The sequence below is a fragment of the Shewanella sp. Iso12 genome (genome assembly GCF_012030025.1).
In the GTDB taxonomy this organism is placed as follows: domain Bacteria; phylum Pseudomonadota; class Gammaproteobacteria; order Enterobacterales; family Shewanellaceae; genus Shewanella; species Shewanella algae.
Window position 1 is genome coordinate 300,516 of sequence record NZ_JAAUHW010000002.1, and the last position, 14,122, is coordinate 314,637.

The 14,122-nt window shown below is 52.1% G+C and carries 11 protein-coding genes and 1 pseudogene; 8 read left to right on the forward strand and 4 right to left on the reverse strand.

All coding sequences use genetic code 11. The features are described from left to right. The first annotated feature begins 239 nt into the window (after positions 1–239). The 7 genes from phhA (at position 240) to HCX89_RS05315 (ending at position 8,279) form a co-directional block, all read left to right on the forward strand. Positions 240–1,031, forward strand: a complete 792-nt coding sequence (phhA, locus tag HCX89_RS05285; RefSeq protein ID WP_025888339.1) for a phenylalanine 4-monooxygenase — start codon at positions 240–242, stop codon at positions 1,029–1,031. 54 nt (positions 1,032–1,085) lie between these two features. Next, positions 1,086–1,424: a 4a-hydroxytetrahydrobiopterin dehydratase gene (locus HCX89_RS05290; RefSeq protein ID WP_025010903.1), complete on the forward strand. Its 339-nt coding sequence runs from the start codon at positions 1,086–1,088 to the stop codon at positions 1,422–1,424. Positions 1,425–1,622: 198 nt separating this feature from the next. Then, a complete protein-coding gene (tyrR, locus tag HCX89_RS05295) occupies positions 1,623–3,161 on the forward strand; it encodes a transcriptional regulator TyrR (RefSeq protein WP_045282641.1) in 1,539 nt (512 codons plus the stop codon). A gap of 261 nt (positions 3,162–3,422) precedes the next feature. Further along, a complete protein-coding gene (locus HCX89_RS05300) occupies positions 3,423–4,412 on the forward strand; it encodes a fumarylacetoacetate hydrolase family protein (RefSeq protein WP_025010901.1) in 990 nt (329 codons plus the stop codon). Positions 4,413–4,569: 157 nt separating this feature from the next. Continuing rightward, positions 4,570–5,229, forward strand: coding sequence for a maleylacetoacetate isomerase (gene maiA, locus HCX89_RS05305; protein WP_025010900.1), 660 nt, complete (start codon positions 4,570–4,572; stop codon positions 5,227–5,229). A gap of 460 nt (positions 5,230–5,689) precedes the next feature. After that, complete coding sequence (locus HCX89_RS05310) at positions 5,690–7,807, forward strand: S8 family serine peptidase (RefSeq protein WP_115390149.1); 2,118 nt, start codon at positions 5,690–5,692, stop codon at positions 7,805–7,807. Positions 7,808–7,817: 10 nt separating this feature from the next. Continuing rightward, positions 7,818–8,279, forward strand: coding sequence for a hypothetical protein (locus tag HCX89_RS05315; protein WP_025010899.1), 462 nt, complete (start codon positions 7,818–7,820; stop codon positions 8,277–8,279). A 56-nt stretch (positions 8,280–8,335) separates the two neighbouring features. Here HCX89_RS05315 and HCX89_RS05320 read toward each other — a convergent pair. Together HCX89_RS05320 and HCX89_RS05325 are read right to left on the reverse strand one after the other, a co-directional pair. Beyond that, positions 8,336–8,500 (reverse strand): annotated as a pseudogene (locus HCX89_RS05320) (IS4 family transposase); the annotation flags it as partial. A 109-nt stretch (positions 8,501–8,609) separates the two neighbouring features. Beyond that, positions 8,610–9,491 (reverse strand): LysR family transcriptional regulator, encoded by an 882-nt coding sequence (locus tag HCX89_RS05325; RefSeq protein WP_028781271.1) that lies wholly within the window; start codon positions 9,489–9,491, stop codon positions 8,610–8,612. Between the two features lie 148 nt (positions 9,492–9,639). On the opposite strand from HCX89_RS05325, the gene HCX89_RS05330 reads away from it, so the two are divergent. Then, the gene (locus HCX89_RS05330; RefSeq protein ID WP_045282643.1) at positions 9,640–10,902 is read left to right on the forward strand and encodes an MFS transporter; all 1,263 of its coding nucleotides are present in this window, start codon (positions 9,640–9,642) and stop codon (positions 10,900–10,902) included. Here the strand turns inward: HCX89_RS05330 and HCX89_RS05335 are convergent. Both HCX89_RS05335 and HCX89_RS05340 read right to left on the reverse strand, forming a co-directional pair. Beyond that, positions 10,881–12,248 (reverse strand): sigma-54 dependent transcriptional regulator, encoded by a 1,368-nt coding sequence (locus HCX89_RS05335; RefSeq protein WP_096142300.1) that lies wholly within the window; start codon positions 12,246–12,248, stop codon positions 10,881–10,883. The genes HCX89_RS05330 and HCX89_RS05335 overlap by 22 nt on opposite strands. Then, positions 12,245–14,041 (reverse strand): ATP-binding protein, encoded by a 1,797-nt coding sequence (locus HCX89_RS05340; RefSeq protein WP_167715313.1) that lies wholly within the window; start codon positions 14,039–14,041, stop codon positions 12,245–12,247. The genes HCX89_RS05335 and HCX89_RS05340 overlap by 4 nt, the downstream gene beginning before the upstream one ends. Positions 14,042–14,122: the final 81 nt, after the last annotated feature.

Below are 14,122 nucleotides of genomic sequence, written 5' to 3' on the forward strand. Positions count from 1 at the left end.
AATGCAGTGGCACCGAAAAGCCATTTGCAAAAAGGGCTAATTTCCCTGTGAATATGCAAAAAATCCTGTTCGGAGCACAAAAATAAGCTTCTGAGTTCACAGAGTTAAATACCAATTTGTAACTCAATCTTTACAAATTTTCTTCACTGGTCGCCGGAAATAAAGTGTGACCTGGTTAACAAAAGTGCGGCCTTGAGTGAACATGAAATCAGAAACGATTCAGGCAGTGAGTATGGACTATGAGTAAAGCAACTCAATATGTGGCCCGTCACCCGGGCAGTGATGGCCGAATAGATTACCCGCAGGACGAGCACGCCATCTGGCAGGAGCTGTATGCCCGTCAGGAACACAACTTGCCGGGACGTGCCTGTGACGAATACATGCAGGGACTCAAGGCGTTGGACTTGCCCAAAGACAGGATCCCGCAACTGGGTGAGCTGGATGCCGTGTTGCAGGACACCACGGGCTGGAAGACGGCGGCGGTGCCGGCGCTTATCTCATTCGGGCGCTTCTTTGAACTCCTGGCCAACAAGGAGTTTCCGGTGGCAACTTTTATCCGCAGCAGGGAGGAGTTTGATTACCTGCAGGAGCCGGATATCTTCCATGAGATTTTTGGTCATTGCCCCTTGTTGACCAACCCGGCCTTTGCTCATTTCTCCCATATTTATGGTCAGCTGGGGCTTGATGCCAGCAAGGAAGACAGGGTCTTTTTGGCGCGTCTTTACTGGTTTACCGTGGAGTTTGGTTTGCTGCGTACCCAGACCGACGGTCTGAGAATTTACGGTGGCGGCATTTTGAGCTCGCCGGGCGAGACGCTGTACGCCTTCAGCGACACACCGGAGCGCAGACCCTTTGAACTGCTGGATGTGTTGCGCACTCCCTATCGGATAGACATTATGCAGCCCATCTATTACGAGATAGAACATATCGATTTTCTGGATGAAATCGCCCGCATGGACATTATGAAGGCGATTACCCAAGCCAAACGACTGGGACTCTTTACCCCCAAATTTCAACCCAAAGCCAGCTGATACTGGCGGTAATGGCCTGCGTGCAAGAGTGCAGGCCACTTTCAAGGAGATGTTATGACTGAACTGGCCAATATGAAGTGCGAAGCATGCCGCGCCGATGCTCCCAAGGTGACAGATGCCGAGCTTGCCGAGCTTATTAGGATGATCCCGGATTGGGGCGTACAGGTGCGCGATGGCATCATGCAGCTGGAGCGGGTTTACAAGTTTAAAAATTTCCGGCAGGCAATGGCCTTTAGCAATAAGCTGGCGGACTTGGCTGAAGAAGAGTTTCACCACCCGGGGATCCTGACCGAATGGGGCAAGGTGACTGTGACCTGGTGGTCGCATTCCATTAAGGGGTTGCACCGTAACGACTTTATCATGGCTGCCAAGACAGACCAGTTGCTGGATTAATCTTTTCCTAATATATTCAGTGTGTTGATTGTCTCTTCACACTGAATCCTTTCCCTTTGTTACAAATCCGCTGTAAAGCGAGCTTGCCACTTGTGTCAGAACCTTCTAACGTATAGGGCGCATTTTTACATCGCCTGCCGACCTCTTCATGCAGGCGATAATCCCAAAGAATCTGAATTATAAAAGGGAATGACAGTTATGCGCTTGGAAGTCAGTTGTCAGGATCGCGTTGGTTTAGCCAAGGATATTTTAATGGTGCTGGAGCGATACGGGATTAACCTTATCGCTATCGACGCCAGTAACAAGGGATTCTTATATTTGCAGTTTGCCGAGGTCGGCTTTGAGACCTTGAGTGAGTTGATGCCCCAAATCCGTAAGGTGGAAGGGGTGCACGACGTCAGAACCGTTTCCTTTATGCCCTCGGAGCAGGAGCATTACGCCCTCAAAACTCTATTGAAAACCCTGCCGGATGCCGTGTTTTCCCTCGACGGTAAGGGACGTATTCGTATCGTCAACGAGTCGGCCTTGCTTATTCTGGAAATGGCCGAACATGAAGTAATAGATGAATCCCTCAATCACTGGGTGCAAGGCTTCAATTTTGGTCGCTGGCTCAGTGAGCCCAAGGTGTTGGCGCAGGCCACCCGGGTTGCTATTGGCAGCAACGAGTATCTGGCCGAGATGCTGCCCATTTATCTGCCGGATGAAAACGACAAGAGTATTCTCGCCGGCGCCGTGGTGGCACTCAAGTCACCTGCGCGGGTGGGCAAACAGTTCAACGCGCTGCAGAGCCAGAGCAGTGGCTTTGATTCCGTGCTGGCCGTCAGCGACAAGATGAAAGAGGTACTCAAGCAGGCCAAGCGTATGGCACAGCTGGATGCGCCTTTGCTGATCACCGGAGAAACCGGCACAGGCAAAGAGCTGATGGCCAGGGCTTGTCACGATGCCAGCATGCGGCGGGAGAAACCCTTTATTGCTATCAACTGCGCCGCCATGCCCGACAGTGCTGCGGAAGAGGAGCTGTTTGGTTATGTCAGTAAGGGGGAAGTGGTTAAGCGGGGTTTCTTCGAAGAAGCCAAGGGCGGCACCGTCTTCCTCGATGAAATTGCCGAGATGTCCAAGGCCGCTCAGGTCAAATTGTTGCGCTTGCTGCAGGATGGCAGTTTTCGCCGTATCGGCGGCGATGTAGAGGTGCGCGCCGATGTCCGTATCATCTGCTCGACCCAGAAGAATTTGGCGGAGCTTTGTCAGACCGGTGAGTTCCGTGAAGATCTCTACTACCGAATTCACGTACTGAGTTTCCATATGCCGGCGCTACGTGAACGCAGGGTCGATATTATCCCGCTGACGGAAATGTTCCTTGAACACTACAGCCTGCAGCTTTCCAGCCCGGTGCGGCGGATCTCAGCGTCCTGCCGCGATCACCTGTTGACCTATGCCTGGCCCGGTAACGTGCGGCAACTGAAAAACGCCGTGTTCAGAGCGGTATCCATGTGGGACGGTTCGGCCGAATTGACTATAGAACAGTTGAAACTGCCTTCCTATGCCGAAGGTTTTGGCTATTTCGACAAGGAGTTTGAAGGCACCTTGGATCAAGCCATGAAACAGTTTGAAGCCGGTTTGCTGCGGCGTCTCTATCCGGCGTACCCCAGTACCCGCCAGTTGGCGAAAAAGTTGGGGGTATCCCACACCGCCATTGCCAATAAACTCAGGGAATATGAGATCAGCAAGAAGCGCTGAAGCCCTGTAAAGCGGATTTGCCGCCGGAACGGCTGAAATTTAGGCTATCTTTGAGCGCAAAGCCTTTGCCGGCGCTTGCTGATGGCAAGCGTCAGTGAAAGTTTACAAACTCGTTCCCGTGCGGGCTAAATGTGAAGTGAGTCACAGAGTTTTCATTCCCCGCGGCATGAGGTATTACTGGCGGGATAACAGAAACGGATTGAGCCGGGCACATAGCCTGATGAAAACCATTAATCCGGGCAGAGACAGGAAGGAGCAGGTATGAAATTAGCGACATATGACAATGGACGCCGCGATGGTCAACTCATGTTGGTCAGCCGAGATTTGAAGAAGACAGTGGCTGTCCCCGCCATAGCCCAGACCATGCAGCAATTGCTTGACAGTTGGTCACTGCTGGAACCTCAGCTCAGAGAGCTTTCCGATGCCCTGAATGCCGGCATGTTGGATAACACCCAGGACTTTGACGAGAGCCGTTGTTTGTCACCTTTTCCCCGCGCTTACCAGTGGGCTGACGGCAGCGCTTATGTCAATCATGTTGAGCTGGTACGTAAGGCCCGCGGCGCCGAAATGCCGGAGTCTTTCTGGACAGATCCCCTGGTCTATCAGGGCGGTTCAGACAGCTTTATCGCTCCCAGAGCCGATATCCCGCTGGCAAGCGAAGATTGGGGCATAGATTTCGAGTCGGAAATTGCCGTGGTTACAGATGATGTACCCATGGGCGTGAGTGCTGAAAACGCCGCCTCTCACATCAAGCTGTTGATGCTGGTTAACGATGTGTCGCTGCGTAACCTGATCCCGGCCGAGTTGGCCAAGGGCTTTGGCTTTTTCCAGTCCAAACCTTCCAGCAGTTTTTCGCCGGTGGCAATCACACCGGATGAGCTGGGGGATAAATGGCAGGATACCCGGGTTCACCTGCCGCTGATCACCCATCTGAACAACGAACTGTTCGGCAAGCCCAATGCCGGGGTGGATATGACTTTCAACTTTGCCGAGCTGATCGCCCATGTCACCAAAACCCGCCCCCTGGGCGCCGGTGCCATCATAGGTTCGGGCACCATTTCCAATTATGACAGAAGCGCAGGTTCCAGCTGTTTGGCCGAAAAGCGCATGCTGGAAGTGATTGCCGAGGGCAAGGCGGTGACGCCATTTATGGGCTTTGGTGACAGGGTCAGAATCGAAATGCTGGATGATGCCGGGCACAGCATCTTCGGCACGATAGATCAGCAGGTAGTTGAGTATATAGCCGAGTAAAATAACTCGATAACAAAACGGGGCTCTCTGAAGCCCCGTTGGTTTTTATACCGGCTTGGTATTGCCTTCGAATGTGTCAGCGTTAAGGCTTTGGATAAAACATCACCAGGACGGAGTCGCAATCTAAGGTTAGCGAGCTTTGGGAGAACAACGTATGTTGAAATTATATGGTTACTGGCGCTCCAGCGCCGCTTATCGGGTGCGAATTGCGCTCAACCTCAAGGGGCTTTGCGCCGAGCAGCTCTCGGTTCATCTGGTGCGCAATGGCGGCGAGCAGCATCAGGCTGCTTTCAAGGCGCTTAACCCGCAGGAGTTGGTACCGGCTTTGGTGGTGACGGATGAAACCGACGAGCGCGCCGAGTTGGTGTTGTCCCAATCGCTGGCGATCATTGAATATTTGGATGAAGCCTTTGGCGGTGAGGCGCTGTTGCCGGGTGATATTGAGCAGCGGGCGCTGGTCAGGGCCATGGCGATGGGGATTGCCTGTGAGATCCATCCTTTGAACAACTTGCGGGTGTTGCAGTATCTGACCGGGACGCTCAAGTTGGATGACGCGGCCAAGAATGATTGGTATCGCCACTGGGTCGAACAGGGCTTTGGTGCATTGGAGCAACAGCTGCAGCAGTACTCGGGCCGGTATTGTTTCGGCGACCAGGTCAGCCTGGTGGATATCTGTCTGGTTCCCCAGGTTTATAATGCCAAGCGTTTTAATATCGATTTGTCTCCTTATCCCAATATATGTCGTATTAATGATGAGTGCCTGACTCTGCCGGCCTTTATTGATGCAGCACCTGAAAATCAACCAGATGCCCAGTAGTTTTATTATTTTATAGTCATCTATGCGGTGACTATAAAATAACCTTAAAAATACCCCGCGCTTGAAAAACCTCTCTTATAAAATGATACCTTTCTGTTAATAACAGGCTTTTGAAAATAAAATCTGCTTGGCAATTTGTAACTAATTGTTTAAACAACATGCTGTTTTATTACATTTGCGATCTGGCTTATATAGGAAATTGTTTTTAGATTTATAGGTTTACCATTTCTTTATTTAGTCTTTCATAAAATACATCAAATAACGTATTTCGTATCATATGTAGGATTTTTCCTGCTTGTTGTTTTTCTCTTATTGAATTAGCTGTTACATGTGATACATATGTTAATGCTTGATTTTGACCAAGCTATAACAATAAAAAATACGCCATACCTATTAAAAATCTGCTTCCGAAAACCTGTTTTCGGCGGTATGGCGTTTTATTATCAAAAGGAAAAGAAGTATGCATAAGTCGATTATTGCGCTGAGCATAGCCGCAGTCTTATTGGCGGGGTGTGGCAGTGACAACAAGAAGGCACCTGAGCCGGTTAATACAGCCCCTGAGAGTCAGGATGTGACCTATGACGTTCGTCAGTCGGTACGCCTGGATGGTCAACTGGAAGGAAGAGATGCCGAAGGAGGGATAACCTTTTCGTTAGTGGATCCCGGCGAAGTCAAGTTAGGGACTTTGACCATCAATGATGCGGCCAAGGGCAGCTTCAGCTACCAGACCGATGCGTTGGAAGGCACAGAAGTCGTGCGCTTCAAAGTCAGTGACGGCAAGAGCGAGTCTATCTCAACGCTGACATTGCGTATCGACGGTGGCGACCCTTTGTATCAGCATCAGTGGCATTTGAAAAACACAGGCCAAAATGCCTTTGCCAAGAATCGCGGTGTGGCCGGTGAAGACATGAATGTCAGTGATGCTATTGCCTCAGGTGTTACCGGTAAAGGCGTTATTGTTGCTGTGGTAGATGATGGTCTGGAGATTAGTCACCCGGATCTCAAGGCCAATGTTATTGAAGGCGGCTCCTATAACCTGATCACCGGCACTATCGATCCTACGCCATTTGCCGACAGTGCTTCGCACGGTACTTCTGTTGGTGGGATCATAGCCGCTGCCGGTTGGAATGGCCTTGGTGGCCGCGGTGTTGCCCCCGATGCCAACCTTATCGGCTTTAACTTCCTGGATAAGGATCCCAGCGGTAAGGTCAAGAGCGTACAAACCTTTGAGAACTTCGCCAAGTCCCACGGTGCCAGTGCTTACAGTGACAATGCCAGGGTGTTTAACCAGAGCTATGGTTATTCAGTGCCTTTCCCCCATGGATTTGATGAAGATGAAAATGAGGTCTATGGTGCTATTACCAAAGACAGTTTTGACGGCAAGGGCAGCATCTTTGTCAAGTCTGCCGGTAATGGCTACAAATATTACAAGGCGTTCAATACCTTCTGGATCCCCGGTGATTATTTCAGTGCGCCAAAAGAAGGCAAAGTGCCCAACCACGGTTTGCCCTTCCATAATGCCAACATGTCCTCCGACAATGCCAACGTATATAACCTCTTGGTATCGGCAATCAATGCAGCCGGTAAGCGCTCAAGTTATTCTTCTGTAGGTTCCAATGTGTTCGTTACTGCGCCGGGTGGGGAATATGGTGAGGATGATCCCGCCATTGTGACCACGGACAGAGCCGGCTGTGACAAGGGGAGTTCGGTTACCGAAGAGCGCCCATCAACGCCTTTTGACGGCGGCCTGCATCCACTCAATCTGGAATGTGACTATCGTTCTACCATGAACGGAACATCGTCAGCAGCGCCCAATACCAGTGGTGCAGTCGCCATGATTATGAGTGCCAACCCCTCTCTTTCCTGGCGTGATATTCGCCATATCTTGGCTTCGACTGCCACCAAGGTGGATGCCGATATACCCGCCAAGACGGTTGCTATCGGTGAGGGGGACAAGGCGCCTGTCTATGAGGCTATCTCAGCCTGGCAGGACAACGCCGCAGGATTTCATTTCCACAATGAGTATGGTTTTGGCAGGGTAGATGTCAGTGCGGCTGTAGCTATGGCCAAGGACTACAAGGCAGACTTGGGTGAGTATCTGTTGACTGACTGGATTGCCAGTGAAAAGGATCTTGATAAGGCGATTCCGGATGCCAGTCTTGCCGGGGTTTCAGACTCTCTTGAGGTTGCCGAGGATTTGGTGGTGGAAGCGGTGCAGATTGAGCTCAGCGCCGATCATCTGCGTCTTCCTGATCTGGCGGTTGAGTTGGTGTCTCCGGCAGGTACCCGCAGTGTGTTGATGACGCCTTTCAATGGCCTGGTGTATCAGGGCGTGATGGATCCCAACGATCCGGATGACCTGGTCAAAGGCTATGATAAGACGCCTATGCTCTCAAATGCTTTCTATGGTGAAAACACCAAAGGTGTGTGGACCATTAAGCTGATAGATGTGAACAGCGGTGAATATCAGTTCCTCAAATATGACAAGGGTTATATCAGTATTCCCAATGAGAGTAACGGTATGTTGAAGGGCTGGTCCATTCGTTTTCATGGCCACAAGGCCAAGGCAGCATCTTAAGGAGTAACAGATGAAGATTTCAACAGCAATGATGGCCATGGGGCTGACACTTTTGGCGGCTCCTGCAATGGCGCATGATAAAAATCCTTTTGAAGATAACGGCAAGCAGTATCAGCAACAGGGCGATAGAGCCGACTTCCTCGGACTGAAGGATACCTTTTATGTCAAGACAGACAAAGGTGTGCAGAAAGCCAGCAGGCTGAGCCAGGGAGAGCAACTGGTGACAGAGGCCGGCGAGCCTTTTGCGACAGTGACCGGAAAGCTGGTGGTCAAACTCAAGCCTGGTGTTGATGCCGCGGCCTTTGCTGCCGATTCAGGCCTGAGGTTGGATTGGCAAAATGACACTCAGCTGATGGTGTTGGCCGCCAGTGAAGGCAGCGATCTCCTGGCTGTGCTCGAAAAGCTGAAGCGGGATCCGCAAGTGATGAGAGTCAAGCTGGATAGGGCGGTACTTAAACACGAGCCTATGTGATCCACTGAGATGATCCACTCAGACGCAAAAAGGCCCGGGTTCCACCGCAACGTAGTTCACTTAAGCGGAGCTGCTTTGTGATTAACAGGATATCGGGTCTTTGATATTTTTACCGCCCTAGGCCGATTTGGCTTAGGGCGTTTGTCTATAAAAAGGATGGACAAGTCTCCTCGCAGACTGTTTAGACGCTTCGGCGTATTACCTGGTGACACCGCTTTTGAATAGACATAAAAAATCGGAAACCTACAAACAGGTTTCCGATTGTCTCTCATCAGGAGGATCGGTCAACCGATCCTTATCTGATCTACGTTGCGGGTTCCACCGGGCCTTTTACTTATTGGCCAGCAAAAACTCCACAAAGGCCCGGTCGGCCTGGCTTACCGGGCGCTGTTTCTTCCAGGCAATATGCAGGTCGAGATGTACAGGAGGTGCGAAGGGCAGGGCTATGATGTCATCTCTTTCATTGACCACCATTTCCAACACACTGGTGACGGCAAACCCTTGACTTACAATCTGTTTTATCAGGTTTATCAGGTTGGTTTCAAAGGCGATCCTAGGCTCGAGTTGCAGCTCTCTGGCTCGGCTCAGCATCCATTCACGATGAAAATAACCGGGTTTGAACATCACTAACTCATGGGCGAAAAACTGCTCCAGCGTTACGGCCTCATTTGTGGCCAAGGGGTGTTCAGGGCTTGAAGCTACCACCATCTGCTCTCTAATTAACAGACAGGACTCGAACTCAGGCTTGAGATCCTGGGCCGTGATAATCGCTATATCCACCTCTTCCTGCTCCAGCATCCTCAGGGCATCGCGGGTGCCTCCCTCAAACAGAGACAGCTTCAAATCCGGATACTGATGGCGAAAAGCCATCACCCGTGACGGCAGGTAGAAAGAGCCCAACATACCGGGCACGGCAATTCGCACTTCGCCCTTGGCCAGCTCGGCCATGGCCCGGATATGGGCCTCTGCCTGACTCAGCTGTTTGAGGATCAATACCGCATGTTGATGCAGCGCCAGCCCTTCGGCAGTGAGGCGAATGCCGCTTTCCTGGCGGCTGCCACTGCGGTCGACCAGAGTGACGCCGAGAGATTGCTCCAGTCGCTTGATACTCTGACTGAGGGCGGGTTGGGCCAAATTCAGCTTCTCTGCTGCTCGGGTAAAACTGCCGTACTTAACCAGGTTATCCAGGTGTTTTAGTTGTCGGATGTCCACGTCTCGCCTTACTCTTGCGGATAATCTTGAGGAAGTTTTTCAAGCATAACAAAAATTGATGAAATCGATATTATTTATCTATTATTGTTATGCATTGCCCGGTGCTAACCTTGTTGTGGTGAATCCTTTGCTAATTTAAGAGGTCGGAGTGACTAAGGTCGAAGCCGTTGGCCGGCATGCGCGTGATACCCGTTTGATTTGGGCACTGTGCGTGGCATCAGTGGTGGTTTATATCAATCTGTATTTGATGCAGGGGATGCTGCCCTTGATTGCCGAGCATTTTCAGGTAACGGCAGCCAAGTCGACTCTGGTGCTTTCTGTCACCAGCTTTACGCTGGCGTTTTCCTTGCTTGGCTATGCCATAGTCTCGGACAGGATTGGCCGTCACAAGCCGATAGTTATCAGCCTCTGGGCCCTGGCGCTGTCCAATATCTTGTTGGTATTTGTTAAAGATTTCAATGCACTAGTGGCGGTAAGGTTGCTTCAGGGGATATTGCTGGCGGCTGTACCGGCCATCGCCATGGCTTATTTCAAGGAGCAACTCAGACCTGAGACCATGCTCAAGGCCGCGGCGGTTTACATTACCGCCAACAGTTTCGGTGGCATTATCGGTCGGCTGTTTGGCGGGCTGATGTCGCAACATCTATTATGGCAGGATGCCATGTGGCTGCTGCTGGCGGTGAGTCTGTTTGGGGTGGCACTGGTCAGCTATTTACTGCCCAATGCCGTCAGCGCCGCCAAGCGAGAACGGCTGCCGAAACAGTGGCGTTTCTGGCGCGGTGGCAGTGAAGACTTACGGGGCTTTGTGCATCACCTCAAGGATAGTCAGATGCGACTGGCTTACCTTATCGGTGGGCTGGCATTTATGATGATGGTCAACCAGTACAGCTTTATTCAGTTGCACTTGATGGCACCGCCTTATGATTGGAGCCGGTTTGAGGCGACGCTGATTTTCCTCTGCTACTCAAGCGGCACACTGGCGTCTTATTACACCGCCAGGTGGATTGCCCGCCATGGGCAGTTGCCTCTGTTCAGAATTTCCTTGCTGCTGATGTTGTGCGGCAGTCTGCTGACTCTGCTGGATACCCAGGTGTGGATCTGCGTAGGCTTTTTGCTCACCTCCTGCGGTTTCTTTATTACCCACAGTTGCTGTAACTCCTTTGTGGCCATGCGCGCCAGCAGCCACAGGGCCAAGGCCACTTCATTATATCTGTGCTGCTATTACCTTGGCGCCGCAATGGGAGGCCCTTTTTTGATGCTGTTCTGGCAGCGAGGCGAGTGGCAGGGCGTGGTGATGGGATCCATGGTTTTGCTGTTTTTGACTTCGCTGGCGGTTTGGCGCCTTGGCTGGCGGCAAAAACAGCCGCTCAGCCAGGAGATGGATACGCCTCAAGGGGCATCGTTGAGGTAATCTTTACGCTCAAGACCATATTTGCGCATCTTGTCGTAGAGGGTCTTGCGCGGTAGCTCCAACTGTTCCATGGTCAGCTTGATGGAGCCCTTGTTGTGCGCCAGGGCTTCTTCAATCAGCAGTCTTTCGAAAAACTCCACCCTTTGAGTCAGTGACATGCCGCTTTGCAGGCTGTCACTGCTGCCTATGGCGCCGGCAAAGGCTGCCTCGGCGCCAAGCAGAACATAACGTTCCGCCAGATTTCTCAATTCGCGCACATTGCCGGGCCATTCATGGGTACTGAGACGGGCCTGCTGCTCACCGCCAAGGGCAATCAGCGCCTTGTGGTAGCGGGCCGAAGCAATACGGGCAAAGTGCAGAAACAGCAAGGGAATATCTTCCCGTCGCTCCCTCAGCGGCGGAATGGCCACAGTCACCAGATTGAGACGATAGAAGAGATCTTCGCGAAAGCTGCCCTGGCGGCAGAGTTCTTTGAGGTCGACCTTGGTCGCGGCAATCACCCTGATGTCCAGCGCTATGGATTTATTGGAGCCCAGACGCTCGACTCTCCTGTCTTCCAGTACACGCAGCAGCTTGACCTGCAATGCCATAGGTGTGCTTTCAATTTCATCGAGGAACAGGGTACCGCCGTTGGCGTACTCAAATTTGCCAATCCGGGTCTTGTCGGCGCCGGTAAAGGCTCCTGCTTCTGCACCGAACAGCTCACTCTCTATGATGTTTTCCGGGATAGCACCACAGTTGATGGCGACAAAGTTGGCGCCGTGTCTGGGGCTGTGATCGTGCAGGTAACGGGCAACCAACTCTTTGCCAGTGCCGGTTTCACCCTCGATCAGGATATCGGCCGGGGTATCCAGCACCTGGTGGATGAGATGGCGCATCTGACGGATACCCGGACTGTTGCCGAGGATCCTTGGGCCTGGCAGGCTCTGGGATTCCAGCTCCTGCTTGAGCTTACGGTTCTCCAGCGTCAGGCTGCGCTTGTCCAGTGCCCGCTTGACGACATCCAGAATATGCTCGTTGTTGAAGGGTTTTTCCAGAAAGTCATAGGCGCCCTGTTTAACGGCGCTGACCGCCATGGCGATATCGCCAAAGCCGGTGATCAGTATCACCGGCAGATCGGCATCCAGCTGTTTGATTTGCTGCATGACACTGATGCCGTCCATGCCGGGCATGTTGACATCGGTAATGACCACTCCCATCCAGTTGCGGCTGAGGTGGCGCAAGATCTCTTTCGGTTGGGTCGATGCCTTGGCACTGATGCCTTCGAGTTCAAATAATTGGCTCAGCACTGTGCCTATATGGGGTTCGTCGTCCAGGATCAGGACTGTGTATTCTTGTTCGCTCATTGGGTTTCCTCGCCGCGGTACAGAGGCAACAGGATCTGAAATACAGCGCCACCTTCGGCGGCGTTGGCGACGCTGATGGAGCCCTGCATGGACTCGACAATTCGGCGGGAGATGGAGAGTCCCAGACCCAATCCCTGTCGTTGGCTGGTGGTAAAATAGGGTTCGAAAATTTTCTCCATCTGGCTTTCGTTGACGCCTGGGCCGGAATCCTGAATACGGATACACAGCATCTCTTCTACGCTGATGCTGATGGTCAACAAACGCTCATCGACTCGTTGCATGGCGACTATGGCGTTGCTGATAAGGTTCACCAGTACCTGTTGCAGGCGTATTTTATCGCCGTAGAAGCACCAGGGCTTACCCGGGAGCTGCAGTTCGAGCCGGACCCCCTGCTTGTCGATTTCCGGATGCACTATGGTCAGCGCCTCCTGCACGGTTTCATTGATACTGGTGGGCTTGTCCTGGCCCTGGCTCTTGCGGGTGAAGCTCTTGAACTGGGCAACTATTTCCGCCAAGCGGTCGGTTAGGCTGATGATGGTGACCAGGTTTTCCTGTGCCTTGTCATGCATGCCCCGACCAAGAAAGGTTTGAGTGTTTTGGGCATAACTGCGCAGCGCCGCCAATGGTTGATTGATTTCATGGTTGATGCTGGCAGACAGACTGCCGATGACAGTCAGCTTGGCGGCCTGGATCAGTTCATCCTGGGTTTGTTTCAGTTGGGTGTTGGCATCTTCCAGCTCCCGGGTACGTTCTTTGACCCTATGTTCCAGCTGGCTCTGGGCCTGGCGCATGCGTCTTAGGTTACGGCGCCGCTCGAGACTGAACAGCAGCCCCAATGCCAGCAACAGAAAGATACTGGCGGACAGCAACATCACAGGGGGCAGTGAACGATACAAAGGTGCCACAGGTGTCAGCACATGCACATACCAGCCTACCTTGGTCATTTCATTGCGGGTATCCAGATATTGGGCCCGGCCCTGATCGTTTTCTATCCGATATAGTGTCCTGTGTGCGGGTGTTTCCTGCCGGTAGGGCGGATCTATCCTGAGTTCCTGCAGCTTACGGTCGGCATAACGGCGGCTAAGGGTTATCTGTTGCAACCTTTCCGCAGCCAGGGGTTGCAGTGACCTCAGACGCCAATTGGCAATACTGGCCAGAAAGATGACTTCATCCTCACCGCTGATGGCCAGTTCATACTGGCCCGCCTTGGCTAGCCCCGTCATCTGCTCTTCAATATCGGCAATATCGACCTTGACCACTATGACACCGAGTACTTTACCCTGATCGTAAATCGGGTAGGAGAAATAAAACCCCCTGGTGTTGGACGAGGTGCCGACGGCGTAATAGCTGCCCAGCCTGCCGGCTATGGCTTCTGTGTAGTAGGGACGAAAGGCATAATTCTGACCGATAAACGAATAGGCTTGCTGCCAGTTACTGGCGGCAATAGCATCCCCTTGGCTATTGAGCAGATAGATATCAGAGGCTTCGGTGACATGCTGTATCTCTTCAAAGTATTTGTTGATTTTGCTGATTTCGCTCTTGTCTGCGCTACTCTTGATTACCCGGGCCAGCATGGGGTTGGTGGACAGCACATGGGGAATACTCTCATAGCGAATGAGTGCGCCTTCAATAAAGCTTATGACTTCGCTGAGCTGTTTGTCTGCCAGGGCCTGGTATTGGGTGAATCCCTTATCCAGATGGTACCAGTAGGTCAGTTTGAGGGTAATAAACAGACCCGTCACCAGCATGGTGGTGATAAGCAGGCGCTTTCGGGTCTTGTTGTTGAGCGGCATCTTATTGTCCCGGCGTTATTCGGTGTAGTTCCGGCGTAAGAAATCGGCGAGTCTTAGACTCGCCGATAGCCCTGATGATTT